Below are 24919 nucleotides of genomic sequence, written 5' to 3'. Positions count from 1 at the left end.
GCTGCTACCTTCACCGCATGGGGGTACTCAAAGAGATCGTGATCTCCATTGCGGGCAGCGCGATATTCCTCGTACTCATCTGGGTCTTCTCGCGCACCGCACGGCAGGCGACAAGACTCATGGCGACAAGGGTTCTCGGCCTCGATCTCGAAGACACCTTCCGCGATTCCGGCGCGGTCGCGAGCGACCTTCAAGCGGAGCTGGACCGGGCGCGCTGGGTGACCGTGATCACGAGCCGTGGCAACGACCTGCAACGGCAGGTGTTCGCCGACACTCTTCGCGCGGGACGGGGAGGCTCCAAGGATGTGCGCGTTCTTCTCCCCGACCCGGACAGCACTCAGCAGCCGGATTGGATCGCCGACCGGGAGGAGGAGATCAGCGCGTTCGACCACGCCTACGGAAACGGCCTGCTGCGGGAACAGGTCCGGCAGAATGTGACCTTCCTGGAGGGATACATGAATCCCGGTTTCCTGGAGCTTCGCCTATACCACCTGCCGCACGTGGGCCGCATCATCCTCACCGACCGTGCCGCCTATCTGACGCGCTATCAGAGCAACCGGCACGGCCATTCGACGCCCGTCAAGAAGTACCGCCGCGGCGACATGTACGACTACCTCAGCCGCGAGGTGGAACTGGTCTGGAAGCACGCCAGGAGAGTCACCCCTCCGTGACCCCGTGCGGCTGCCTCACTGACCGCTGAACCGGTCCCGCAGTTCCCGCTTGAGGATCTTCCCGCTCGCGTTGCGCGGCAGCTCGTCCACGAAGAGGATCCGTTTGGGTGCCTTGAAGTGGGCGAGCTTCTCGCGTGCGTGGGCGATCAGTTCGTCCTCCGTGACTTCACCATTGCGTACGACGACGGCGGTGACCGCCTCGATCCAGCGCTCGTCCGGCAGACCGATCACGGCGGTCTCCGCGACCCGCTCGTGGGTGTAGAGCGCGTCCTCGACCTGGCGTGACGCGACAAGGACACCGCCCGAGTTGATGACGTCCTTCACCCGGTCGACCACCGTGAAGTAGCCCTCCTCGTCCCGCACGACCAGGTCCCCGGAGTGGAACCATCCGTCGCGGAACGCCTCCTTGGTCTCCTCGGGTTTGTCCCAGTAGCCCTCGCACAACTGCGGGGAGCGGTAGACGACTTCCCCCTGTGTGCCGTCGGGCACCTCCTGGCCCCGCTCATCCACGACCCGTGCCTCGACGAAGAGGACGGGGCGCCCGCAGGAGTCCATCCGCCCCTCGTGCTCGTCGGGCCCGAGGACCGTGGCGAGGGGGCCGATCTCGCTCTGCCCGAAGCAGTTGTAGAAGCCGAGCGACGGGAGGCGCTCGCGCAGCCGTTCAAGGACGGGTACGGGCATGATCGACGCCCCGTAGTAGGCCTTGCGCAGGGCGCCGAGGTCGCGCGTGGCGAAGCCGGGGTGGTTCGACAGGCCGATCCACACCGTGGGCGGCGCGAAGAGGCTGTCGGCGCGGCCCGCCTCGACCAGGTCGAAGATCCGCTCGGCGTCGGGCGCGTCGAGGATCGTGTTCTCGGCGCCCACCGCGAGGTAGGGCAGCAGGAAGACGTGCATCTGCGCCGAGTGGTAGAGCGGCAGCGAGTGGACGGGCTTGTCCGCCTCCTTGAGGTCAAGGGCGGTGATGGCGCTGACGTATTCGTGCACCAAAGCGCGGTGGGTCATCATCGCGCCCTTGGGGAGGGCTGTGGTGCCGGACGTGTAGAGCAGCTGCGCCAAGTCGTCCGTGCCGGGCTCGTCCCCGTCGTACGGCGCTGCGGAAGCGAGCCGGGCGAGCAGGGAGTCGTCCGTGTCGCGCAGGGCCAGGACGCGTGCGTCGGCGGGGAGGCGCACGGCGAGATCTGGGTCGGCGAGGACGAGGGAGCTGCCCGACTGGCCCACGATGTACGCCAGGTCGTCGCCGACGAGGTTCTGATTGACCGGCACATGGACCAGGCCCGCCCGCGAGCAGGCGAGAAAGCCGATGAGATAGGCGTCCGAGTTGTGTGCGTAGGCGCCGACGCGGTCCCCGTGGCCGAGACCCGCGTCGCGCAGCACCCGCGCCGCGCGGGAGACGGCGTCGTCCAGTTCCGCGTACGTCCAGGACCGCTCGCCGTAGCGCAGCGCCACCCGCCCCGGCACGCGTCGCGCGCTCCGCCGAAGGACCCCGTCGACCGTGTTTCCGCGTACACCCGTCATGGCGTGATCCTGTGCCCCGCCCGTCACGGCGGTCAAGGCTCCGGACGGGTCGCGAACAAGGCCGGTTCGGCACTCGATCAAGTGACATACCGGTTGGTACGCTCAACCGCCCCTTCCGCCACACCAGTTGGGAGGCACCATGCGTACCCGCACCAGACGCCTGACGGCCCTCGGCATCAGCCTGTTGACCGCCACGGCCCTCCTGCCGTCGTCCGCCGCCACGGCCGAACAGCGCGACACCAACCCATCGCGTAGCGGCCTTTCCGCCACCGTCCGCTACACCCAGTACGGCATTCCGCACATCCTCGCCAAGGACTACGAGAACCTCGGCTTCGGCACCGGCTGGGCGCAGGCCGCCGATCAGGTGTGCACCCTCGCCGAGGGATATGTGACCGTGCGCGGGGAGCGGTCACGTTTCTTCGGCCCTGACGGCAAGCCCGACGGCTCGCTGTCGTCGGCGACCACGAACCTCTCCAGCGACCTGTACTTCGGTGGCGTCCGCGACACGGGCACGGTCGAGAAGCTTCTGAAGCAGCCCGCCCCGGCAGGTCCGAGCGCCGCGTCGAAGAAGCTGATGCGTGGCTTCGCCGCGGGCTACAACGCCTGGCTGAAGCAGAACCGCGTCACCGACCCGGCCTGCAAGGGCGCCAAGTGGCTGCGCCCGATCACCTCCCTGGACGTGGCCCGGCAGGGCTTCGCCGTCCAGGTACTCGGCGGCCAGGGGCGGGGCATCGACGGCATCACCGCCGCGCAGCCGCCGACCGCAAAGATCGCAAAGACCACGAAGACCGCGAAGACCGCGGACCAGGGCGCGCCCGACCCGGAGCGGACGGCGAAGGCCGCACGCGAGATGTTCTCGGCGGACGACGCCGACATGGGTTCCAACGCCGTGGCGTTCAGCGGGAAGACCACCGCGAACGGCAAGGGCCTGCTGCTCGGCAATCCGCACTACCCCTGGCAGGGAGGCCGCCGCTTCTGGCAGTCGCAGCAGACGATCCCCGGCGAACTGAACGTCTCGGGCGGCTCGCTGCTCGGCACGAGTGTGGTCAACATCGGCTTCAACGGCGATGTCGCCTGGAGCCACACGGTGGCCACCGGCGTCACCCTCAATCTGCACCAGCTGACACTCGATCCGGCCGACCCGACCAGCTATCTGGTGGACGGCAAGCCGGAGAAGATGACGAAGCGGACGGTCGAGGTGCCGGTCAAGGACGGCGCACCGGTGACCCGTACACAGTGGTGGACCCGGTACGGCCCGGTCACCACCGGGCTCGGCTCGCAGCTCCCGCTGCCCTGGTCGGCGAAGACGGCGTACGCGCTGAACGACCCCAACGCGGTGAATCTGCGCGGCAACGACACCGACCTCGGCTTCGGCAAGGCCCGCTCCACCGACGGCATCCTGAAGTCCCTGCGCGAGACCCAGGGGCTCCCGTGGGTGAACACGGTGGCCGCGGACCGCGCGGGGCACTCGCTGCTCACCCAGTCGCAGGTGCTGCCCCGCATCACCGACGATCTGGCCAAGCGCTGCTCCACCGATCTGGGCAAGGTCACCTATCCGGCATCGGGTGTGGCCGTGCTCGACGGCTCGCGCGGCGACTGCGCGCTCGGCTCGGACAAGGACGCGGTACAGCCGGGTGTCTTCGGCCCGTCGAAGATGCCGACCCTCAAGGACGCCCCGTACGCAGAGAATTCCAACGACAGCGCCTGGCTGACCAACGCGGACCGGCCGATCACCGGCTACGAGCGGGTCTTCGGGACCATCGGCACGCAGCGCTCCCTGCGGACGCGCGGCGCGATCGAGGACGTCGCGGCGATGGCCGCGAAGGGCGGCCTGACCGTCAAGGACCTTCAGAAGCAGCAGTTCGCCAACCGTGCGCCCGCAGGCGACCTGGCGGCCGACGACGCGGCACGCGCCTGCGCGGCACTGCCCGGAGGGTCCGCAACAGGCAGTGACGGCACGGCAGTTGACGTACGCAAGGCCTGTGAGGCCCTCAAGGGCTGGGACCACACCATGAACACGGACAGCAGGGGCGCGCTGCTCTTCGACCGCTTCTGGCGCAAGCTGACGGCCGCCGTGCCGAGCGCCCAGCTGTGGAAGGTGCCGTTCTCGGCCGCCGACCCGGTGCGCACCCCGAACACGCTGAACACGGCCGCGCCGGGCTTCGCGACCGCGCTCGCCGACGCGGTGTCCGAGCTGGAGGGGGCGGGGATCGCGGTCGACGCTCCGCTGGGGCAGAACCAGTTCGTCGTACGCGGCGGACAGCGCATCCCGATCCACGGCGGCACGGAGTCCATCGGCGTGTGGAACAAGGTGGAGCCGGTCTGGGACGCGGAGGCCGGCGGCTACACCGAGGTCGCGCATGGATCGAGCCACATCCAGGCGGTGGGCTGGGGCAAGGGCCGCTGCCCCGAGGCCCGCACGCTCCTGACGTACGCGCAGTCCTCGAATCCCAACTCGCCGCATTTCAGCGATCAGACGCGCCTGTACACCGATGAGCGCTGGGTCACCTCGCGGTTCTGCGAGAAGGACATTCTGAGCGACCCGAAGCTGGAGGTGGTGAAGGTGCGGGAGCGCAAGGCGCTCCGCGGGTAGTGCCGTGAGGTGCCGTTGTTCGGCTGCGGGTGCTTCGTGGCTGGTCGCGCACTTTCGTTACCGCCCCTCCCAGTACGGCTCACGCAGCCGTCGCTTGTACAGCTTGCCGTTCGGGTCGCGCGGCATCACCTCGATGAAGTCGACGCTCTTCGGCCGCTTGTAGCCCGCCAGTTGGCGCTCGCAGTGGCCGAGGATCTCGGCGGCCAGCGTGTCGCCCGCCGCATGGCCATCGGCCAATTCCACCACCGCCTTGACCTGCTCGCCCCACTCGTCGTGCGGGATGCCGAACGCGGCGGCGTCCGCCACAGCGGGGTGGGTGAGCAGCGCGGACTCGATCTCGGCGGGGTAGATGTTGACGCCACCCGAGATGATCATGTCGATCTTGCGGTCGCGGAGGTAGAGATAGCCGTCCTCGTCGAGCACGCCGAGGTCTCCGACGGTGAAGAAGTCGCCGATGCGGTTCTTCTTCGTCTTGGACTCGTCCTTGTGGTACGAGAAGCCGCCGGTGCTCATCTTCATGTAGACGGTGCCGAGTTCGCCGGGCGGCAGCCGGTTGCCGTCGTCGTCGAAGACGGCAAGTTCGCTGATCGGCCAGGCCTTGCCGACCGTACCGGGCCGCTTCAGCCAGTCCTGGGCGGTGGCGAAGGCGCCGCCGCCCTCGCTCGCCGCGTAGTACTCCTCGACGCACTCGCCCCACCACTCGATCATCGCCCGCTTGACGTGGTCGGGGCAGGGCGCGGCGCCGTGGATGGCGTGCCGCATCGACGACACGTCGTACGCCGCCTTCGTCGCGTCCGGCAGCGCGAGGAGGCGGTGGAACTGGGTCGGCACCATGTGGGTGTGCGTGCACTTGTACGTGTCGATGAGGCGGAGCATCTCCTCGGGCGTCCACTTGTCCATCAGGACCAGCGGGTGGCCGATGTGCAGGGCGGCGCCCGCGAATTGGAGGACGGCCGTGTGGTAGAGCGGCGAGCAGACCAGGTGCACGTTGCCGTCGAAGGGCTTCACCCCGAAGATGCCGAGGAAGCCGCCGAGGTACGACTCCTCGGGGAGCTTCCCGGACAGTGGGCGGCGGATGCCGCGCGGGCGTCCCGTCGTACCGGATGTGTAGTTCATGACCCAGCCGAGCGTGCGGTCGTCGGGCGCCGACTCGGGCTGTCCGGCGAGGAGTTCGGCGTACGGGCGGAAGCCGGGCACCTCGCCCACGGCGTAGCGATGGGTGGCCGGGAGCTTCGCCTCGTCGGCGGCCGCGGTCGCGGCGTCGGCGAACCGCTCGTGGGCGATGAGCACCTTCGCGCCCGAGTCGGCGACGATCCAGGCGATCTCGGGGCCGACGAGGTGGTGGTTGACGGGGACGAGATAGAGGCCGGCCTGGGAGGCGGCCAGGTACGCGGTGAGGAACTCGACGCCGTTGGGCAGGACCACGGCGAACGCGTCGCCGCGCTCCAGGCCCGCGGCGCGCAGTCCGTGGACGAGCCGGTTGGCCGCCGCGTGCAGGCGCCGGGCGGTCCACTCCTCTCCATCGGGTGCGATCAGCATGACGCGGTCCGGGTCAGCCCCGGCCTGCGCCCAGAAGCCGTTGGGGGGCGTACTGCTCATGGGGCCTCTCCTCCGTCTGGTCAGTCGCGTCCGGCGATGCGGTTCACGCGGTCGATGGCCTGCTCGAAGCCGCGGGTCAGCTCGTCGAAGACGGACTGGACGCTGCGTTCGCTGTTCATCCGGCCGACGATCTGCCCGACGGGCGTGCCGAGCAGCGGCTGGACCTCGTACTTCTGAATGCGCGATACGGCCTCGGCGACCAGCAGGCCCTGGAGTGGCATGGGCAGGGTGCCTGGCCCGTCCGGGTCGTCCCAGGCGTCCGTCCAGTCGGTGCGCAACTGGCGTGCGGGCTTGCCGGTCAGTGCGCGGGAGCGGACCGTGTCGCCGGAACCGGCCGCGAGGAGCTTCTGGGTGAGCGCCCGCGAGTGCAGGTCGGCCTCGGTCGTGGTGAGCCAGAGGGAGCCGAGCCACACCCCCTGCGCGCCGAGCGCGAAGGCGGCGGCGATCTGCTGCCCGCTGCCGATGCCGCCCGCGGCGAGCACCGGCAGCGGCGCGACGGCCTCGACGGCCTCCGGGGTGAGCACCATGGAGGCGATCTCACCGGTGTGGCCGCCCGCCTCGTAGCCCTGCGCGACGACGATGTCGATGCCCGCGTCCACGTGCTTGCGCGCGTGCCGGGCGCTGCCGGCGAGCGCCGCGACGAGTACGTCGTGGTCGTGGGCGCGCTGGATCACGTCGGCGGGCGGTGAGCCGAGCGCGTTGGCGAGCAGTTTGATCGGGTAGTCGAAGGCGACGTCCAGTTGATTGCGGGCGACCTGCTCCATCCACCCGGTGATGCGCCAGCCGGATGCCTCCCCCTCGGCGAGTTCGGGTACGCCGTATTTGCCGAGGGTGTCCTTGACGAACTGCCGGTGGCCTTCCGGGATCATCGCCTCCACGTCGGCCTCGGTCACCCCCTCGACCTTCTTCGCGGGCATGACGACATCGAGGCCGTAGGGCCGGTCGTCGACATGCTCCTGCATCCAGTCGAGGTCGCGGGCCAGTTCGTCCGGTGCCGTGTAACGGACCGCGCCGAGCACACCGAATCCACCCGCCCTGCTGATGGCGGCCGCCACCGCCGGGAAGGGCGTGAAGCCGAAGATGGCGTGCTCGACTCCCAGTTTCTTGCTCAGCTCTGTCTGCATGGGCGCAGGATGCCGCAGCGGTGCGGACGACGGAAGAGATTTTCTGATGCAGTGTCAGATTCTTGCTCTGCACCCATGGTTGACAGGAATCGACCCTGACATGAAAGTTTCAGCAGTCTCTGGCGATCTCGAAAGATAGTTTCAGGGGGGGGGCACGGTCATGGCCGAGGACGGCGGGGCGGCGGACAGAGCAGATGGCGGGCTGAGCCGACGCCAACTGGGCACCAGGGCCCTGGCCTTGGGCGGGGCGCTCGCCCTGGTGCCGTTCCCCGCGGGTCCTGCCGCAGCGGCGGCGGGGTCCGCGACCGGCGACGGGCATCCGACACTGCGCCCCGGCACCCCCGAGCGGGCCGGGCTGCTCGCCGGACATCTGCGGCAACTGGTCGTCGACGCCGAGCGGTTCCTCGACCCCTCCCCCAAGCACCCGTGGTACGCGGGCGCCGTCCTGCTCGCGGGCCGCGGCGGCACCGTCGCCCTGCACCAGCCCATCGGCAAGGCCGTGCGCTACGCGGCGTACGACGAGAAGACCGACACCGGCGTCGAGTTCCCCGCCGACCGGCAGATCGCCATGGCCAAGGACACGGTCTTCGATCTCGCCTCCGTCTCCAAGCTGTTCACCTCACTGCTCGCCGTGCAGCAGATCGAGCGGGGCAAGCTGGAGCTTGAGGCCGAAGTCGCCTCGTACCTCCCCGACTTCGGGGGCGCGGGCAAGCAGGACATCACCGTCCGCCAACTGCTCACGCACACCTCGGGGTTCCGCGCCTGGATCCCCCTCTACAAGGAGCCCACCCGCGAGGGGCAGTTGCGCCTCATCTGGAACGAGGCTCCGCTGAACCCGCCGGGCACCAAGTACCTCTACTCGGACCTGAATCTGATCTCGCTCCAGCTGGTCCTTGAGGAGATCACGGGTCGTCAGCTGGATGCACTGCTCCACGACGAGATCACTGCTCCCCTCGGGATGCGCCGCACCCGCTACAACCCGCCCGCCTCCTGGCAGCCGAAGATCGCCGCCACCGAGGACGCCCGACTGCCCTGGTCGGGCCTCGACCGCGGGCTCGTCTGGGGCGAGGTGCACGACGAGAACGCCTTCGGGCTCGGCGGCGTCGCCGGACACGCGGGCGTCTTCTCCTGCGCCTGGGACCTCGCGATCCTCGGCCGTACGCTGCTCAACGGCGGGGCCTACGGCCGCTCCCGCATCCTCACCGCCGAGTCCGTGAAGCTGATGTTCACCGACTTCAACACCGCCTTCCCCGGCGACGAGCACGGCCTCGGCTTCGAGCTCTACCAGCACTGGTACATGGGAGCGATGGCCACTCCGCGCACCGCGGGCCACACCGGCTTCACGGGCACCTCGCTCGTCCTCGACCCGACGACCGACTCCTTCCTGGTCGTACTCGGCAACTCGGTTCACCCGGTGCGCAGTTGGCGCTCGGGCTCGGCGCCCAGGGTGGCCGCCGCGAACCGCATGGCCCGCGCCGTCCCGGTGCGCCCCGCGCGCGGCCGCACCGCCTGGTTCTCCGGCATGGCGAACGCGACATCGGCCACGCTGGCCCTGCCGCCGCTCACCCTCACCACGGACCGGGCGCGGCTGCGCTGCGCGCTGTGGTGGGACACCGAGCCCGGCTCGGACCTGCTGCGTCTGGAGGCATCGCGCGACGACGGCGGGACCTGGCAGGCGGTGCCCTTCACCACCGCGCGCGATGGCGCGGACCCGCTCCCGCACCCCGACGGCACGGCCACCGGCTGGTCGGGCCGCGTCTGGCACCGCCTCACCGCGGACCTCGCGGCCTGGCAGGGCGAGCAGGTGCGGCTGCGCTGGCGGTACACGACGGACCAGCTGTACGTGGGGCGCGGCGCGTACGCCGACGGGCTGCGGGTCGAGGACGGCGACCGTACGGCCTTCGACGAGGCACGGCCCGCCGACGCCGCGCGCATCGAGGCGGTGGGCTGGGCGACATCGGCCGACTGAGAATCTGGCCGAGGAATCGACTGAGGAACCGGCTGAGCAACCGACTGAGCAACAGCCCCAACTCCCGGGCGCGACGCGGGCTCTAACCGATCGGTCAGACATCTGACCGATCGGTTAGAGTGGCCGCACGCGACGAGGGAGGGCGCAAGCATGGAACGTACGACGTGCTGTGTGGTGGGCGGCGGGCCCGCGGGAATGATGCTCGGGCTGCTGCTCGCCAGGGCCGGTGTCGAGGTGACGGTTCTGGAGAAGCACGGGGACTTTCTGCGCGACTTCCGCGGGGACACCGTCCACCCCTCGACGCTCCGGCTGCTCGACGAGCTCGGCCTCGGCGCACGCTTCGCCCGGCTGCCCGCCCGCAAGCTGCGGGAGATGCGGATGCACATCGACGGGACCACCGTCGTCGCGGGCGACCTGCGGCGCATCCCCGGCCGGCACAAGTACATCGCGATGGTCCCGCAGTGGGACTTCCTCGATCTGCTCGCGGGCGCGGCCGCACAGGAGCTGTCGTTCACGCTGCGCATGCGGACCGAAGTCACCGGTCTGCGCACCGACGAGGACGGACGGGTCACCGGGGTCCACTACACCGACCCGGACGGCACACCCGGCGAGCTCGCGGCCGATCTCACGGTCGCCTGCGACGGGCGGCACTCCCTGGTGCGCGAGGCGGCGGGACTGCGGCCCGACTTCTTCGACGTACCCATCGACGTGTGGCAGGTCCGGGTGCCCGCGCCGCGCGACGACACCAAGAGCGGGCGGGTGTTCATGAGCATCCGTGACGGTCAGGTGGCGGCCACGATGGATCGCGGCGACTACTACCAGACCTCCTACCTCATCAAGAAGGGCACGGACGGCGAGCTGCGGGCCCGCGGCATCGGGTGGTTCCGCGAGCGGCTCGGCGGACTGCTCGGCTGGGACCGGGATGCGATGGAGGCCATCCGTTCCTGGGACGACGTCAAGCTGCTCGAAGTCACCATGGGGCGGCTGCCGCGCTGGTATCGGGACGGGCTGCTGTGCATCGGCGACGCGGCGCACATCATGTCGCCGGTCGGCGGCGTCGGGGTCAACCTCGCGGTGCAGGACGCCGTCGCGGCCGCCCGGCTCCTCGCGGGGCCGCTGCGGCGCGGCGAGGTCGGCGTACGCGACTTGGAGCGGGTGCAGAAGCGGCGCAGGCTGCCGATGGCGGTGACGCAGAAACAGCAGTTGGGCGAGCACGAGATGCTGCTCAGGCCCGCCCTGGACGGCACGCTCAGGGGTGACCGGCTTCCGGTGCCGCTGAGCGCTCCGCGGGAAGTGCCGCGAGGATGCCGTCGCTCGTCTGCGGCTGTGTCGTGGCTGGCCGCGCAGTTCCCCGCGCCCCTTCGGGGCGCACCCGCTTGGAGGGCGGCCTGTGGCTCAGCCGCGTCGCTCGATCGCGTACAGCGTGAACGTCTCCAGCTCGTCCGCCGCCGCGTCCAGGTCGAGTTCGGGGTGGGCGAGCCAGTGCGCGACCACGCCGTCGATCGCGCCGCCGATGGCGAGGGCCACGGTGGCGGGGTCGAACTCCCTGAACTGTCCGGCCTTCTGCCCTGCGGCGAGCAGGTCGGCCAGGGCGTTCCAGCGGCCCGCCGTGTCGTGGCCGCCGGGCGTCTTGAGCCGGGTGCCGCCCTCGTCGTCGAGGAGCATCTCGGTGATCACACGCACGTGGCGGCGGTTCGCCTGCTGGTAGCCGATCATCGCGCGGACGTGGGCGACGACGGCCGCGCGCGGGTCGGGCTCGGCGGCCACCCGCTCATTGACGTACGACGTGAACTCCGCAAGGACGTGCTCCAGCGTCGCCCGGGTGAGGTTGTCCTTGGACGAGAAGTGGTAGAGGACGGCGGCCTTGGACAGGCCCGCCCGCTCCGCGATGGCCGCGAGGGACGTCACCGGATGCCCCTTGGTGGAGATCAGGTCGATCGTGCACTCGATGAGCTGGCGGCGGCGGGCCTGCTCGGTGAAGGTCGGCGCACCCTCCGCGCGACGAGCGGCCATCGTGACGCCACCCCTCTCCTGCCTCGCACCCCTGACGACAACGACACATGACCGTACACCAGTCCACCAGGGCCTATTCGCCCATCGCGGCCATGGCGGCATTGTGCCCGGGGACGCCGCTGACCCCGCCGCCGCGCACCGCGCCCGCGCCGCACAGCAGGACGTTCGCGTGCCGCGTCTCCACGCCCCAGCGGCCGGTGTCGGCTTGGGCGTAGGGGAAGGCGAGGTCCCGGTGGAAGATGTTGCCGCCGGGCAGACGCAGGTCCCGTTCCAGGTCGAGCGGGGTCTTCGCCTCGATGCACGGGCACCCTTCGGCGTCGGTGGCCAGACAGTCGGCGATCGGCTCGGCGAGGTGGGCGTCCAGCTGGGCGAGTGTCGACTTCAGCAGTTCCTCCCGTACGGCGTCGTTGTCCCCCGCGAACAGCCGGGCAGGGGTGTGCAGCCCGAACAGGGTGAGGGTCTGGTAGCCGCGCTCCGCCAGGTCCGGGGCGAGGATGCTGGGGTCCGTCAGGGAGTGGCAGTAGATCTCCGACGGCGGGGCGGAGGGCAGCTCACCGGCCGCGGCCTGGGCGTACGCGGTCGCCAACTCCCCATAGCCCTCCGCGATGTGGAAGGTCCCTGCGAAGGCCTCGTGCGGGTCGACGGAGGTGTCGCGCAGCCGCGGCAGCCGTTCGAGAAGCATGTTGACCTTGAGCTGGGCGCCTTCGGCCGTGGCGGGCGGTGTGTCGCCGAGCAGGGCCGCGAGTTCCTGCGGCGATGCGTTGACCAGGACGTGACGGGCGGCGACGGTGGCTTCGCGGTCGGCCGTCCGGTAAGTGACCTCGGCGGTCGTGCCGTCCGTGTCGATGCGGGTGGCCTCGTGGTCGGTGGCGAGCTCGGCGCCCGCCGTGCGGGCCGCCGCGGCGAGGGCGCCGGTGAGCGCGCCCATGCCGCCGACGGGCACGTTCCAGTCGCCGGTGCCGCCGCCGATGACGTGGTAGAGGAAGCAGCGGTTCTGGCGTAGGGACGGGTCGTGGGCGTCGGCGAAGGTCCCGATGAGGGCGTCGGTGAGGACGACACCGCGTACGAGGTCGTCGGCGAAGCGCTCCTCGACGGCGACACCGATCGGCTCATCGAACAGAACCCGCCAGGCCTCCTCGTCCCCGACCTGCTCGCGCAGCGCCTCGCGGGTGGGCAGCGGTTCGGTGAGCGTGGGGAAGACCCGCTGGGCCACCCGCCCCGTCATCCCGTAGAACTCACGCCACGCCTCGTACTCCCGCGGCCCTCCGGTGAGCCGCGCGAAGGCCTCCTTCGTCCGCGCATCGCCGCCGCCGACGAGCAGCCCCGTCGGTACGCCGTCGCGTTCGGTCGGGGTGTACGAGGAGACGGTGCGGGTGCGCACCCGGAAGTCCAGGTCGAGCTCCCGGACGATCTTCCGCGGCAGCAGGCTGACCAGATACGAGTAGCGGGAGAGCCGGGCGTCCACACCGGCGAAGGGCCTGCTGGACACGGCCGCCCCTCCGGTTCCGGAGAGCCGTTCCAGGAGCAGCACCGTGCGTCCGGCGCGGGCGAGATAGGCGGCGGCGACGAGTCCGTTGTGACCACCGCCGATGATGACTGCGTCGTAGCGATCGCGAGGAGACATAGCTCTTGGTAGCACGTTCGCGCGGCGCGCGGCAGGACCGTCGACTGACTACTGCGGGTGCATCGTGGCTGGTCGCGCAGTTCCCCGCGCCCCTTCGGGGCGCTGCTAGTGCCCCCCAGAAGCCCGCTGCTGCCGCAACGCCGCCACCCGGCGGTACAACTCCACTGCCTCCGTCCCACGGCCAAGCTGCTCAAGACAGTGCGCCTCGTCGTTGCGGCTGGCGAGGGCGTCCGGATGGTCCGCGCCAAGTACCTGCTCCCGCGCGGCAGCGACCCGCCGGTATTCGGTCAGCGCATCCGCCCAGCGGCCGAGCCAGCCGAGCCCCACGGCGACCTCGCGGCGGCTGACCAGGGTGTCCGGGTGGTCGCCGCCGAGGATCCGCTCGCGGATCGCGCAGACGTCGCGGGCCTCGGCCAGGGCCTCTTCCCAGCGGCCCTGACGGCCCAGGTTCACGCCGAGGCCGTGCCGGGCGCGCAGGGTCTCCGGGTCGGAGGGACCGTTCACCCGGGTGCGGTCGTCGATCAGGTCGCGGTACAGCTCAAGGGCCTCGCCGCTGCGCCCGAGGCGCCCCAGGCTGATCCCCACCTCGTAGCGGGCGGCGAGCGTGTCGGGGTGGTCGACTCCGAGGGCCCGCACCCGCGCGTCGGCGACCTCCCGGTACGTCTGGAGGGCTTCGGGCCAGCGGCCCAACTGGCCGAGGGCGTAAGCGACTTCGTAGCGGGTGACGAGCGTGTCGGGGTGCGTTTCGCCGAGGACGCGCGCCCGGGCCGTGGCGACCTGCCGGGCCAGCCGGTAGGAGTCCTCGAGGCGGCCCAGTCTGCTGAGGTTGTACGCCAGGTTGTGCCGGCAGCGCAGGGTGTCGGGATGGTCGGGGCCAGCCGTCCGTTCCCGTACGGCGAGCACCGATGTGTACAGCTGGTGCGCCTCGAAATGCCGACCCAACTGCCCCATCACGTACGCCATTTCCTGCCGGGCGGCGAGCGTGTCCGGATGGTCGGGGCCGAGGGTGCGCTCCCTGCCCTGCGCGACGCGTCCGTACTCGCGCAGGGCGTCGGCGGCCCGCCCGGTGCGGCTGAGTGTGAAGCCGACCTCGTAGCGGCTTGCGAGCGTGTCGGGGTGGTCGGGTCCGAGGGCGTGCTCGCGCTCCGCCGCCACCGCACGGTGCACCTCGCCGGCCTCGGCCCAGCGCCCGAGCCGCCCCAGGCTCAGGCCCGCGTTGTGTCTGCTGGTGAGGCTGGCCACCAACTCCGGGGGCGGCGTGGGCCGTTCGGGCCGGTGGGGCGCTGCGGCGCGGCGCGCGTCGGCGCGCGGGATCCACTCGCCGGTCAGGCCCGCCGCCGCGTCGGGCGGCGTGGTGCGCAGCTCGGAGGTGCCGTTCGCCTTGTGGCCCGTCGTCATGCCGCGCGTCCACGACGGCAGCCGCGGCTCGCGCGACGGCGGCTGCTCGGGCCGGTGCACGGGCGGGGTGACGACCGTCGGTACGTACGTGGGGACGGTGCGCCCCGCGGTGATGCGGCGGCCCAGCTCCCGTGCGTCCCGGGGCCGTTCGTCGGGCTCCTTGGCGAGCAGGTCGAGGACGATCCTGTCGAAGTACTCGGGCAGTTCGTCGCGGTGGCTGCGCGGCGGCTCGGGCCGTGTGTCGCGGTGTCCGACGAGGACCGCCCAGGCGTCCTCCAGGTCGAACGGCGGGGCGCCGGTGGCGATCTCGTACAGCACGCATCCGAAGGAGTAGAGGTCGCTGCGCTGGTCGACCTGGGCGCCGCTGATCTGCTCGGGTGACATGTAGTGCGGGGTGCCCATCGCGATGCCCGTGCCGGTCAGGCGGGAGGTGAAGCCGATGTCGGCGCCGAGTCTGGCGATCCCGAAGTCGCAGATCTTCACGGTGCCGTCGGTGAGCCGCATGATGTTGGCGGGCTTCAGGTCGCGGTGCACGATGCCCTGTTCGTGGGTGTACGCGAGCGCGGAGGAGACCTGGTCGGCGATCTCCACGACGTCCGCGACGGGCAGAGGGTGCTGTTTGTTGTCCTCAAGGAGCTGGCTGAGGTTGCGCCCCTCCAGGAGTTCCATGACCAGATACAGGACGCCGTCGTGCTCCCCGAAGTCATGGACGACGGTGACCCCTCTGTGCTGCAGCGCCGCCGCGACGCGGGCCTCGCGCCGGAAGCGTTCGCGCAGCACCCGGGTGAAGGACTGGTCGTGCTGGGGCCCGAGGGGCTTGAGGCACTTGACGGCGACTCTGCGCCCCAAGGACTCGTCGCGCGCCCGCCACACCTCGCCCATGCCACCGCGCCCGATGAGATCGAGCAGCCGGTACCGGCCCTGGATCAGCCTGGTGTCCGCCATCTCGTGCCGTCGCCCCCGTTGCCTCGCTGCGCCCTCCCCGGCCCGTCCAGTATGGCTGCCCGGCTGTCGAGTTTGTACGGGGCAGGGCGGCTGCCGGGCCCGAGTCGGGCCATGGCTCGCAGAATGTGCTTCGGCGGAAGTTGCCAGCGTAGACGCGCGGGGACGGTGCGCAGGATGGTGCCGGTGGTGACGAGCCGCCGGGTCACCGTCGCGGGCGGCGGGGCCGTTCTGCCGTACAGCTCGTGGGCGTACGGCGGCAGCGAGGCGTACGCAAGGTTCGCCACCCGGCGCCACAGCAGGGCGCGCGCCGGGACCAACAGCGGGTGGGTGGGCGGTCGTTGGAGGAAGTCGTCGACGTCGCGCGCCTCGGGTCCCGCGGCGAGCTCGGGCCTGACGCGCTCGAAGTACGCGGCGAGTTCGGCCGTCGTCGCGGGGACGTCGGCGGGCTCGAGCCCGACGAGCCGGGCGCTCTCCCGGTGCTCGGCGACGTAGCGGTCGGCCAGCTCGTCGGTCAGCCGGAACCCCGACCGGCGTGCGACGTGGAGATAGGAGTCGATCTCCGCGCAGTGCACCCAGAGCAGCAGTTCGGGCTCGTCGACGCGGTACCGCTCCCCCGTGTCCGGGTCGGTGGCCTTGAGCATCGTATGTATCTTCCGTACGCGCGCGCCCGCGTGCTCGGCGGCCTCGGTGGTGCCGTACGTGATGGTGCCGACGAAGTTCGCGGTACGCATGAGGCGGCCCCAGGCGTCCCTACGGAAGTCGGAGTTCTGCATGACGCCGCGGACCGCGCGCGGATGCAGGGCCTGCAGATACAGGGCGCGCACCCCGGCGACCCACATCATCGGGTCGCCGTGCATCTGCCAGGTCACCGATGCGGGCCCGAAGAGCCCGGGGTCGGCCGCCACCGGGCGCCCCGATGAGGATGCCTCGCGCATACAACCACCTCCTGACGGCAGGCTACGCCGCCCGGACCGGCCTCAGCCCTTGAACGCCTCGGGGTTGGCGCAGTGCTCCAAGGGCTCGCCGCGCAGGAAGCGGCCGACCTCCGCGGCCACGATGCCGGCGGCCTTGTGCGCGACCTGCTGGCTGCCGCCCGCGATGTGCGGGGTGAGGACGACGCCGGGGGCGGTCAGGATCCGGGAGTCGGCGGGCAGCGGCTCCTCGGGGAAGACGTCGAAGCCCGCGCCGGAGAGGTGGCCCGAGTCCAGCGCGTCGCAGACGGCGTCGTAGTCGAGCAGCGCGCCGCGGGCGCAGTTGACCAGGATCGACCCGCGGGGCATCGCGGCGATCTGCTCGCGGCCGATCATGCCCTTGGTCTCGTCGGTGACGCGGGCGTGCAGGGAGACCATGCGCGAGCGGCGCAGCAGTTCGTCCAGAGAGACCTGTTCGGCGACACCCTCCAGCGCCTCGGGCCGTACGTACGGGTCGTGCACCAGGACCTCGGCGCCCATGGCGCGCAGCACCTTGGCGACCCGGCTGCCGATGGCGCCGTAGCCGATCAGGCCGACGGTCGCGCCGTCGATCTCGATGCCGCAGTTGTCGTAGTCGTAGTAGTCGCCGCGCCAGGTGCCCTTGCGCAGGTCGGTGTGGGTGTCGCCGACGCCGCGGGCGGCGGCGAGCAGCAGGGTGAGGGTGTGTTCCGCGGTGGCGGTGGCGTTGCGGCCGGGGGCGTAGCAGACCGCCACGCCGTGCCGGGTCGCGGCGTCGAGGTTGGCGTTGACCGGGCCGCCGCGGCTGGTGCAGAACAGCTTCAGGTCGGGGCAGTTGGCGAGGATGCGCTCGGTGAGCGGGCCGTGCTCGGTGACGCAGATCTGTACGCCCTGGAGCGCCTCGATCATCTCGTCCTCGCTGCCGGATGCCTCGATGACCTCGGCGACCGGGCCGAACGGCGTGTGCGGCCAGGGGAATTGGAGCTCGCGGACGTCCAGCGGCAGCTCCCCGGCGGCGCCGCGCACGGCCTCGGTGAACAGGCTCGGGCGGATGAAGTGGTTGCCGGCGGCGAGGACGGTGGTGCTCATGGGTGGGTCTCTCCTGAAGGGCGGTGCGGGCGAGTGGCCGGTCAGTGGCAGGCGGGCGGCCGGGGGGTCGTCGCGGGGGTGTTGAGACACAGCAGTGCGGTCTGCCCGTCCTCGATCCGGATCTCCGTGAGCGCGCCGTTGAGCAGTTGGGGGAAGACCCGGCGGTAGTCGGCGAGCGGGATGCCGATGAGGTGGCAGAGCAGGACCCGGACGAGGGTGGAGTGGGCGACGAGGAGGACCCTGCCGTTCGGCTGTTCGCGGGCGATGTCGGCCAGGCACTCGGCGGCGCGTGCGGCGGCCTTGCGCGGGTCCTCGCCGCCGGGCAGATGGTGCTCGACCGGGTCGTCGAGGAAGGCGGCCAGCTGCTCCGGGAAGCGCTGCCGCATCTCGTCCCTGGTCAGGCCATCGCCTTCGCCGAAGTCGAGTTCGTAGAGCCGCTCGTCGACGCGCGGGGTGAGTCCGCAGGCGTCGGCCGCGGGGGCGGCGGTGAGCCGGGCGCGGGAGAGCGGGGAGCTCCAGACGGCCGTGAGCTCCGCGGTGACGGCCCACTCGGCGAGCGCGGCGGCCTGCTCTCGCCCCTGCCGGGTGAGGGGCACGTCGGTGCGTCCCGCGTAGCGGTTCTCCGCGTGCCAGACGGTTTCGCCATGGCGTACGAGGATGAAGTCGGTCACTGCGCTGCCCTCCTGCGGGCGTGGTCGGCCACGGTCTGGTCGAGCCAGCCGCGGCGGGTGAGTTCGTCGATGAAGCGGAGGTAGAGGGGGAGGTAGCGGGCGGTGCGGTCCGGCGACGGATCGATCTCCGCGCCGATCCGGACCATGGCGGCGGCCGCATCCTGGAGGCTCGCACCGGAGGAGGTGGCGGCGAGCACCGCCATGCCGATGGCACCCTCGGCCTGTTCCGGCAGGCGTACGGGACGCCCGAGGACCTCGGCGCGCAGTCGGCACCAGTAGCGGTTGCGGGCGCCGCCGCCGGTGAGGGTGAGCGGTCCGTCGACGGGGGCGCCGAGGTGGTCGAGGTAGTCGAGGCAGAGCCGTTCCAGGCAAGCCACGCCGAGCAGATAGGCGTGGAACTCGGCCGCGCGGGTGGGGACTTGCCCGAGGATGAAGGGTTCGGCTTCGGGGGCGCGGAAGGGGAAGCGTTCACCGCCGGTGGAGACCAGGGGGTAGGCGACCGCGTCAGGGTCGAGCGCGGCGGCCTGCTCGGTGAGCAGGTCCAGGTTCTCGCCGTGGAAGTGCTGGGAGATGACACCCGCGCCGCTGCTGGAGGCGCCGCCCGGCAGCCAGTTCTCTCCAGGGCCGCGGTGGCAGTACACGACGCCCGCCGGGTCGCGGACCAGGTGCGTGCTGGTGCCCTTGAGGACGAGGGTGGTGCCGAGCACGGAGTTCCACGCGCCGGGTTCGAGGGCTCCGGCGCCGATCTGGGCGGCGCAGCCGTCGGTCATCCCGGCGACGAGGGGGGTGCCCTCGGGGATGCCGGTGGCTTTCGCGGCATCGGCGCACACGGTTCCGAGGACGCTACCGGGGCGTAGGACGTCGGGCAACAGACCTTCGGGGACGCCGAGTTCGGCCATGACCTTGTGGGGCCAGCGCTCATCGACCAGGTGGTAGCCGGTCTTGAGGGCGTGGCTGGCGTCGGCGGCGACCTGATGTCCGGCAAGACGCCAGGTGATCAGGTCGACCTGGTGCAGCAGCCGGACGCCCGCGCCGGACGCCGCGGCGTCATGGTCCAGGAGCCAGCGCAGCTTGGGCAGCGCCCAGGACGGCTGCATGCTGCGGTAGCCGAGCTCCCGCCAGACTTCTCCGCCCGCGTTGTTGACGGTCGCCGCCTGATCGGCGGCGCGCCCGTCGTCGTACATCAGGGCGGGGGTGAGCGGGCGTCCTGCGGCGTCGGCGATGAGGATCGTCCCGGAGGTACCGTCGATGGCGAGCCCGCGGATCCGCCGCGTGTCGAGGCCGCTCAGGGCCTCGCGGCAGGCGGCGGACAGCGCGGTCCACCACTGCTCGGGGTCCTGCTCGTGGCGTACGCCGTCGCGGTGGCTGATCAGCGGCCGGGAGGCGGCGGCAAGCGTCTTCCCCGTGCCGTCGACGGCGACGCAGCGGGCGCTCTGGGTGCCGAGGTCGAGGCCGAGCCAGATGCCGTCGAGGGAAGCGGGGGCGTGGTCGGCGGCAGGGGTCTCAGACATGGATGTCTCCTGGGGCGGTGGGGCTGCTGTCTCCGTCGTGCTGCGTCCCGGCAGGCCCGGTGGCGCGGCTCCCCGGCCATACGGCGCCGCCCCGCCAGCCGGCCTCGCGGGCGATGGCGCGCCGGCCGATGAAGTCCTCGTACAGGGCGGCGTAGAACTGTGCGCGCTCCGGGTCGGGTTCCCAACTGCTCTGCATCCGGACGTACTTGGCGGCGGCCGAGTGCATGCTGCTCTCGGCGCCGGAGCGGACGAGGCCGGTGAGGAAGGCGCCCTTGGCGCCCAGTTCGGTGTCGCCGGAGCGGGCGGTCGGCACGCCGGTCGCGTCGGCGATCAGCACGCACCACGCGTCGCTGTTGGCGCCGCCGCCGCACAGCCGCAGCTCGCTCACGTCCGTACGGGCGGCGGCCAGCGAGTCGCGCAGGACCAGGGAGAGCCCGTCGAACACGGCGCGGGCCAGGTCGGCGCGGGAGTGCTCCAGGGAAAGCCCCCAGAAGGAGCCGCGGGCGCGCGGGTCGAGGAACGGGGCACGTTCGCCTGCCGGGGAGAGGTAGGGCAGGAACATCAGCCCGCGGGCGCCTGGTTCGGACTCGAAGGCCAGGCGCGCCAGCTCCGGCGGCCCGGAGAGACCCAGCGTCCGCGCTGCCCAGCCGAGCACCTCGGCGCCGTTGAGGGTCGGAAATGCGCGCAGTACGCGCTCGCGGCCGCGGTAGGCGATGTTGATGCCGGACGGTTCGCCGCTGGTGTCGACGTCCGTGCGGACGATCTCCGTGCACAGGGTGGTGCCCAGGATGCTGCACGCCTGGCCGGGGTTGACTACGCCGACGCCGCGGGCGGTGGCGGCGATGTCGTACGGGGACATCACGACCGGAAGACCGGCGGGGAGGCCCAGTTGGCCCGCGGCGTCGCCGGTGATCTCGGCGATCCGCTCCGACTCGCCGAGGACGGTCGGCAGGAGCCGGCGGTACGCGCTCAGGCCGAACAGTTCGAGGATCTGTGGGTCGTAGTCCCCGGTGGTGTGGTCGAGGAACGGGGCGGAGGCGTCGGATTCGTCGCAGGCGCGGACACCGGTGAGGCGCAGGAAGAGCCAGCCGGCGGCGGTGAGTGAGGTGGTGGAGCGCGCGAGGCGGTCCGGGTCGTGGGCGGCGAGCCAGCTGAAGAGGGCGTTGGGCATGCCGGCGCAGGTCAGCGAGCCGTTGCGACGGAAGGCCGCTTCGAGAACGCCCTCCCGCTGCCAGGCGATGAGCTGGTCCCCGGCCCGGCCGTCGGACCACAGGATCGCGGGCCCGGTGGGGCGGCCGTCCTTGTCGACGAGCCAGGCGCCGTCGCCCTGGGCGGTGAAGGACACCAGCCAGACGGGGTCGGCGAGTTGGGCCAGCACGCTGCGGACGGTGTGGACGACGGCGTTCCAGACGGCGTCCATGTCCTGTTCCGCCCAGCCCGGGTGGGGCCGGAGGACCTCGGTGGCGAGCCGGGACACCGCGATCTCCTTGCCCTGGTCGTCGAAGACGACCGACTTGATCATCGTGGTGCCGACGTCAATGGTCAGTACGGACATCAGGTGGGTCCTTTCACGCCGGGGCCGGGGCGGTGGCGGGCGCGGCGTCCGCCGAGGCACTGGCCGTCTCCGCCGCGCCCGGGTCGTCCGGCAGCTTCAGGAAGAGCGCGAGCACGGTGCTCACCGCATGCATCCCCGCGAAAATCCACACCACCCCTGTGACGCCGAGCGGCCCGACGAAGACGGCGACGACCGCGGGGCCGACGAAGGTGCTGGCTCCGGCGCCCAGGTTGAGCGCGGAGAGCGCCTGTCCCTTGTGCCACGGCTCCAGCGAGGGCACCAGTGCCGAAAGCGGTACATATCCGGCAAGCGTAGCGCCGTAGAAGGCGGCGGCCAGCAGGGCGAGCGGGAAGTTGTCGCCCGCCGCGTTCGGGACGTAGAAGAGCACGAGCGTGCTGACGGTGCAGCCGATGCCTCCGAACCATGCGATGGTCCTGCGCCAGCCGAACCGGTCCCCCACCACGCCGAACAGCAGGTTGGCGAAGATGTTGGTCGCGAACATGGCGCTGAGCAGATGCAGCCACTCGGTGAGGCTGAAGCCGACCGTCTTCGTGAAGTGGATCGGCATGATCACGAAGAAGCCGAACTGCGAGGCCGTGTTGATGACCCGGGCGAGCGATCCCGCGCCGACCCGGGGATTGCGCCACAGGACCGTGACGCTGCCGATGAGCGTGGCGAGCGGCCCCTCACTCTCGCCCCGCGGCTGCTTCGCGCCCCGGTCGTCACGGACGAGCAGCAGGGCGATGAGTCCGCCCGCGGCCACCAGCGCAAGCGCGGACCAGAGTGTGGCGTAAGCGCCGATCTGCGGGATGAGTCCGCTGGCCACCAGCGAACCGAGGGTGGGCAGACCGCCGGTGAAGGCGAACCAGAACCAGCCCATGGCCGTGCCGAGCCGGGCGCGCGGCGCCACCGAGGCGATCCAGACCAGGAAGCCGTAGGCGAACAGCGGGTAGCCCAGGCCGCGCAGGCCGTACCCGAGCATCATCAGCGGATAGCTCGTCATGGGGATGGCCAGGACGAGGAAGAGGAGCTGGAAGACGCCCCAGATGGCCAGGCCGGTCCACATGACGCGGCGCGGGCCCCACAGGTCGGAAAGGACTCCGGAGAGCCAGGCGGCGATGGCCGCGGCGGCACCGTACACGGTGAACAGCAGAGCGACCCGGGGCTGCGAGATTCCCTCGTCGATCAGGTAAGGCGAGAGATAGCCCGACTCGACCCCGTCTCCGATCATGAAGAGGAGGAGCCCGAGGTAGCCCCAGGCGAGTGTCGGCGGAATGCCCAGGCGTGTGATCAGCGAACGCGGAGGAGGGGTCGGCATCGACTCTCCCCTTTCTGCGGCGGGGGCAGGAGGGACGGACGAGGTGATGGAACAGCTGGCCGGAAAGGCGAGTCAATGGCGGCCGAAATCTTCCCATCGGGGCGGCGACCTGCCGTGTTGCGTCGAACCTGAACCGCTCCCGGACGCCGCACTCCTCAGGAGAGGCGCGTTAAATCCGTGCGAACATAACGTGGCGAGTTCACACCGGAGGGAGTTCTGCGATGGACAGGGTCGAGGCTCAGGAGGAGCGGCGGCGGCAGATGCGTGAGGCCGTCGTCGGCCGCGGCTTCGTGCGCACCGCGGACCTCGCCGAGGAGTTCCGCGTCAGCCTGATGACCGCGCACCGCGATCTGGACGCCCTTCAGGCGCAGGGGTGGCTGCGCAAGGTGCGGGGCGGTGCCACCGGACTGCCGTCGGCGCAGTTCCACGGCAGCGTCGCGGAGCGGATGGCCACCATGGCGCAGACGAAGCAGCTGCTCGCGCGGGCCGCCGCGACCCTGCTCGTGCCGGGCCAGACGGTACTGCTCGACGACAGCACGACCTGTCTGCTCCTCGCGCACCAGGCCACCGAGCACACCCCGCTGACCGTGATCACCAACTCGCTGCCCGCCATCACCACGCTCGCGAAGGAACCCGGCATCTCACTGATCACGCTGGGCGGCGCGTACTTCCCGGCGTACGACGCGTTCATGGGCCTGCACACCGCGGACGCGGTCCGTGCCTTCCGTGCCGATGTCCTCTTCATGTCCACGACGGCCGTCACCAACGGCCGCTGCTATCACACCTCGCCGGAAACAGTGCAGGTCAAGCGGGCGATGATGGAGTGCGCCGCGCGTCGGGTGCTGGTCGCGGACCACACCAAGTTCTGCAAGGACGGTCTGTACGCCCTTGCGCCGCTGACCGACTTCGATCTGCTGATCGTGGACGACGGCCTGGCGGCAGAGCAGGTGCGCGCGATCCGCGCGGCCGGCACCGAGGTGATGGTGGTGCCGGGCCGCGATCAGTGAAGGGTGGGGCCCGGGCAGCGTCGGCGTCAGCGGCGCACTCGCGGCATCCCAAGGCCGATCCAGGAGATGATCTCCCGCTGGATCTCGTTGTTGCCGCCGCCGAAGGTGAAGATGACGGCGCTGCGGTAGCCGCGCTCCAGTTCGCCGTGGAGCACGGTGCCCGCGGAGCCCTCCTTCAGTGCGCCGGCCGCGCCGACGATCTCCATGAGCCAGGCGTACGCGTCGCGGCGGGCCTCGGAGCCGTACACCTTGACGGCGGAGGCGTCCTGGGGGGTGAGGGTGCCTTCCTGGACGGCGTTCACCATCTGCCAGTTGAGGAGTTTCATCGCGTCCAGCTTGGTGTGGGTCCTGGCCAGGCGCTGGCGTACCCAGCCCAGGTCGATGACGCGGCGGCCGTCGGCGAGCTTGGTGTCGGCTGCCCAGCGCTGCACGTTGTGGAAGGCGCGGATGGCCATGGTGCCGTGGGCGGCGAGGGTGACGCGTTCGTGGTTGAGCTGGTTGGTGATGAGCCGCCAGCCCTTGTTCTCGTCGCCGACGCGGCGCGAGACCGGGACGCGGATGTTCTCGTAGTAGCTGGCCGTGGTGTCGTGCGAGGCAAGGGTGTTGATGATGGTGCAGGAGTAGCCGGGGTCGGAGGTCGGCACGAGGAGCATGGTGATGCCCTTGTGCGGCGGGGCGGCTGGGTCCTCGAAGGCAGTGCGGACGGCGAGCCAGACCCAGTCGGCGGTGTCGCCGTTGGTGGTCCAGATCTTCTGGCCGTTGACCGTGTAGTGGCCGGTGGCCTCGTCGCCCTCCCTGACCGCCCTGGTCTTCAGGGCCGCCAGGTCGGTGCCCGCGTCGGGCTCGCTGTAGCCGATCGCGAAGTCCAGTTCCCCGGAGAGGATCCGCGGCAGGAAGTACGTCTTCTGCTCCTCCGTGCCGAACTGCATGATCGTCGGCCCGACGGTGTTCAGGGCCATCAGCGGCAGCGGGACCCCGGCCTGGGCGGCCTCGTCGAAGAAGATGAACTGCTCCATGGGCGTGAGCCCGCGCCCGCCGTACTCCTTGGGCCAGCCGACGCCGAGCCAGCCGTCGATGCCGAGACGGCGGACGGTCTCCCGGTAGAACCGCTTCTGTGCCGCGGGGTCGGCGTACCGGGCGTAGGCGTTGTCGGGCACAAGCTCGGCGAAGTAGGCGCGCAGTTCGGTGCGCAACTGCCGCTGCTCAGGCGTGTATTCGAGGTGCACGGCCCCTCCTGCGTTCGCTTGCTCCGGCGGCCTCGGGGCGGCCGCGGACTGACGGCGCACACAGTAGAACTCGTTTCAGAAATAGGGAATGGCAGCGGTACGGGACAGTGACATACGACTCCGCCCCGGCCGCGCACAAGTGCGGCCGGGGCGGAGTCGGTT

At 71.0% G+C, this 24919-nt stretch carries 17 protein-coding genes and 1 pseudogene; 5 read left to right on the top strand and 13 right to left on the bottom strand.

Annotated features, from left to right (window positions below; all coding sequences use genetic code 11):
• Positions 1–17: 17 nt before the first annotated feature.
• A complete protein-coding gene (locus AB0O76_RS06715) occupies positions 18–671 on the top strand; it encodes a hypothetical protein (RefSeq protein ID WP_365486151.1) in 654 nt (217 codons plus the stop codon).
• A 15-nt stretch (positions 672–686) separates the two neighbouring features.
• Here the strand turns inward: AB0O76_RS06715 and AB0O76_RS06710 are convergent, their stop codons facing one another.
• Positions 687–2186 carry an acyl-CoA synthetase gene (locus AB0O76_RS06710; protein WP_365486149.1) on the bottom strand — a complete coding sequence of 500 codons (1500 nt, stop codon included), beginning with the start codon at positions 2184–2186 and terminating at the stop codon, positions 687–689.
• Positions 2187–2325: 139 nt separating this feature from the next.
• Here AB0O76_RS06710 and AB0O76_RS06705 point away from each other — a divergent pair, with 139 nt between their 5' ends.
• A complete protein-coding gene (locus AB0O76_RS06705) occupies positions 2326–4779 on the top strand; it encodes a penicillin acylase family protein (RefSeq protein ID WP_365486147.1) in 2454 nt (817 codons plus the stop codon).
• 57 nt (positions 4780–4836) lie between these two features.
• On the opposite strand, the gene AB0O76_RS06700 is transcribed toward AB0O76_RS06705, so the two are convergent.
• Both AB0O76_RS06700 and AB0O76_RS06695 read right to left on the bottom strand, forming a co-directional pair.
• Positions 4837–6378, bottom strand: a complete 1542-nt coding sequence (locus AB0O76_RS06700) for an acyl-CoA synthetase (protein WP_365486145.1) — start codon at positions 6376–6378, stop codon at positions 4837–4839.
• A 20-nt stretch (positions 6379–6398) separates the two neighbouring features.
• A complete protein-coding gene (locus tag AB0O76_RS06695; RefSeq protein ID WP_365486143.1) occupies positions 6399–7502 on the bottom strand; it encodes a nitronate monooxygenase family protein in 1104 nt (367 codons plus the stop codon).
• Positions 7503–7662: 160 nt separating this feature from the next.
• Here AB0O76_RS06695 and AB0O76_RS06690 point away from each other — a divergent pair, with 160 nt between their 5' ends.
• Complete coding sequence (locus tag AB0O76_RS06690; RefSeq protein WP_365486141.1) at positions 7663–9471, top strand: serine hydrolase; 1809 nt, start codon at positions 7663–7665, stop codon at positions 9469–9471.
• A 150-nt stretch (positions 9472–9621) separates the two neighbouring features.
• Positions 9622–10719 (top strand): annotated as a pseudogene (locus AB0O76_RS06685) (FAD-dependent oxidoreductase); the annotation flags it as partial.
• 147 nt (positions 10720–10866) lie between these two features.
• Here AB0O76_RS06685 and AB0O76_RS06680 read toward each other — a convergent pair.
• From AB0O76_RS06680 to AB0O76_RS06640, 9 genes are all read right to left on the bottom strand, one after another.
• Positions 10867–11484, bottom strand: a complete 618-nt coding sequence (locus AB0O76_RS06680; RefSeq protein ID WP_365486352.1) for a TetR/AcrR family transcriptional regulator — start codon at positions 11482–11484, stop codon at positions 10867–10869.
• A 73-nt stretch (positions 11485–11557) separates the two neighbouring features.
• Positions 11558–13108 carry an NAD(P)/FAD-dependent oxidoreductase gene (locus tag AB0O76_RS06675; RefSeq protein WP_365486139.1) on the bottom strand — a complete coding sequence of 517 codons (1551 nt, stop codon included), beginning with the start codon at positions 13106–13108 and terminating at the stop codon, positions 11558–11560.
• Between the two features lie 105 nt (positions 13109–13213).
• Positions 13214–15451 (bottom strand): serine/threonine-protein kinase, encoded by a 2238-nt coding sequence (locus AB0O76_RS06670; protein WP_365486137.1) that lies wholly within the window; start codon positions 15449–15451, stop codon positions 13214–13216.
• The gene (locus AB0O76_RS06665; RefSeq protein ID WP_365486135.1) at positions 15433–16386 is read right to left on the bottom strand and encodes an oxygenase MpaB family protein; all 954 of its coding nucleotides are present in this window, start codon (positions 16384–16386) and stop codon (positions 15433–15435) included. Before AB0O76_RS06665 ends, AB0O76_RS06670 begins: the two co-directional genes overlap by 19 nt.
• Before the next feature lie 42 nt (positions 16387–16428).
• Complete coding sequence (locus AB0O76_RS06660) at positions 16429–17469, bottom strand: 2-hydroxyacid dehydrogenase (protein ID WP_365486133.1); 1041 nt, start codon at positions 17467–17469, stop codon at positions 16429–16431.
• 41 nt (positions 17470–17510) lie between these two features.
• Positions 17511–18140 (bottom strand): histidine phosphatase family protein, encoded by a 630-nt coding sequence (locus tag AB0O76_RS06655; RefSeq protein ID WP_365486131.1) that lies wholly within the window; start codon positions 18138–18140, stop codon positions 17511–17513.
• Positions 18137–19651, bottom strand: a complete 1515-nt coding sequence (locus AB0O76_RS06650) for an FGGY family carbohydrate kinase (RefSeq protein WP_365486129.1) — start codon at positions 19649–19651, stop codon at positions 18137–18139. Before AB0O76_RS06650 ends, AB0O76_RS06655 begins: the two co-directional genes overlap by 4 nt.
• Positions 19644–21206, bottom strand: coding sequence for an FGGY-family carbohydrate kinase (locus tag AB0O76_RS06645; RefSeq protein WP_365486127.1), 1563 nt, complete (start codon positions 21204–21206; stop codon positions 19644–19646). Before AB0O76_RS06645 ends, AB0O76_RS06650 begins: the two co-directional genes overlap by 8 nt.
• Positions 21207–21219: 13 nt before the next feature.
• Positions 21220–22524, bottom strand: coding sequence for an MFS transporter (locus tag AB0O76_RS06640; RefSeq protein ID WP_365486126.1), 1305 nt, complete (start codon positions 22522–22524; stop codon positions 21220–21222).
• 221 nt (positions 22525–22745) lie between these two features.
• Between AB0O76_RS06640 and AB0O76_RS06635 the strand changes: the two genes are divergently transcribed.
• The gene (locus AB0O76_RS06635; RefSeq protein WP_365486124.1) at positions 22746–23531 is read left to right on the top strand and encodes a DeoR/GlpR family DNA-binding transcription regulator; all 786 of its coding nucleotides are present in this window, start codon (positions 22746–22748) and stop codon (positions 23529–23531) included.
• 26 nt (positions 23532–23557) lie between these two features.
• Here the strand turns inward: AB0O76_RS06635 and AB0O76_RS06630 are convergent, their stop codons facing one another.
• Entirely contained in the window at positions 23558–24757 is a 1200-nt protein-coding gene (locus AB0O76_RS06630) for an acyl-CoA dehydrogenase family protein (RefSeq protein ID WP_365486122.1), read from the bottom strand.
• Positions 24758–24919 lie beyond the last annotated feature (162 nt).

The sequence above is a fragment of the Streptomyces sp. NPDC086554 genome (genome assembly GCF_040686095.1).
In the GTDB taxonomy this organism is placed as follows: domain Bacteria; phylum Actinomycetota; class Actinomycetes; order Streptomycetales; family Streptomycetaceae; genus Streptomyces.
The sequence above is the reverse complement of the archived record's forward strand: the minus strand, read 5'-3'. Positions and strand labels throughout refer to the sequence as shown.

Coding starts and splice junctions, on each gene's coding strand:
- AB0O76_RS06675 (WP_365486139.1), bottom strand. CDS start 13,108: ATGTCTCCTCGCGATCGCTACGACGCAGTCATCATCGGCGGTGGTCAC.
- AB0O76_RS06715 (WP_365486151.1), top strand. CDS start 18: ATGGGGGTACTCAAAGAGATCGTGATCTCCATTGCGGGCAGCGCGATA.
- AB0O76_RS06635 (WP_365486124.1), top strand. CDS start 22,746: ATGGACAGGGTCGAGGCTCAGGAGGAGCGGCGGCGGCAGATGCGTGAG.
- AB0O76_RS06645 (WP_365486127.1), bottom strand. CDS start 21,206: ATGTCCGTACTGACCATTGACGTCGGCACCACGATGATCAAGTCGGTC.
- AB0O76_RS06640 (WP_365486126.1), bottom strand. CDS start 22,524: ATGCCGACCCCTCCTCCGCGTTCGCTGATCACACGCCTGGGCATTCCG.
- AB0O76_RS06710 (WP_365486149.1), bottom strand. CDS start 2,186: ATGACGGGTGTACGCGGAAACACGGTCGACGGGGTCCTTCGGCGGAGC.
- AB0O76_RS06690 (WP_365486141.1), top strand. CDS start 7,663: ATGGCCGAGGACGGCGGGGCGGCGGACAGAGCAGATGGCGGGCTGAGC.
- AB0O76_RS06705 (WP_365486147.1), top strand. CDS start 2,326: ATGCGTACCCGCACCAGACGCCTGACGGCCCTCGGCATCAGCCTGTTG.
- AB0O76_RS06650 (WP_365486129.1), bottom strand. CDS start 19,651: ATGTCTGAGACCCCTGCCGCCGACCACGCCCCCGCTTCCCTCGACGGC.
- AB0O76_RS06695 (WP_365486143.1), bottom strand. CDS start 7,502: ATGCAGACAGAGCTGAGCAAGAAACTGGGAGTCGAGCACGCCATCTTC.
- AB0O76_RS06700 (WP_365486145.1), bottom strand. CDS start 6,378: ATGAGCAGTACGCCCCCCAACGGCTTCTGGGCGCAGGCCGGGGCTGAC.
- AB0O76_RS06670 (WP_365486137.1), bottom strand. CDS start 15,451: ATGGCGGACACCAGGCTGATCCAGGGCCGGTACCGGCTGCTCGATCTC.
- AB0O76_RS06665 (WP_365486135.1), bottom strand. CDS start 16,386: ATGCGCGAGGCATCCTCATCGGGGCGCCCGGTGGCGGCCGACCCCGGG.
- AB0O76_RS06680 (WP_365486352.1), bottom strand. CDS start 11,484: ATGGCCGCTCGTCGCGCGGAGGGTGCGCCGACCTTCACCGAGCAGGCC.
- AB0O76_RS06660 (WP_365486133.1), bottom strand. CDS start 17,469: ATGAGCACCACCGTCCTCGCCGCCGGCAACCACTTCATCCGCCCGAGC.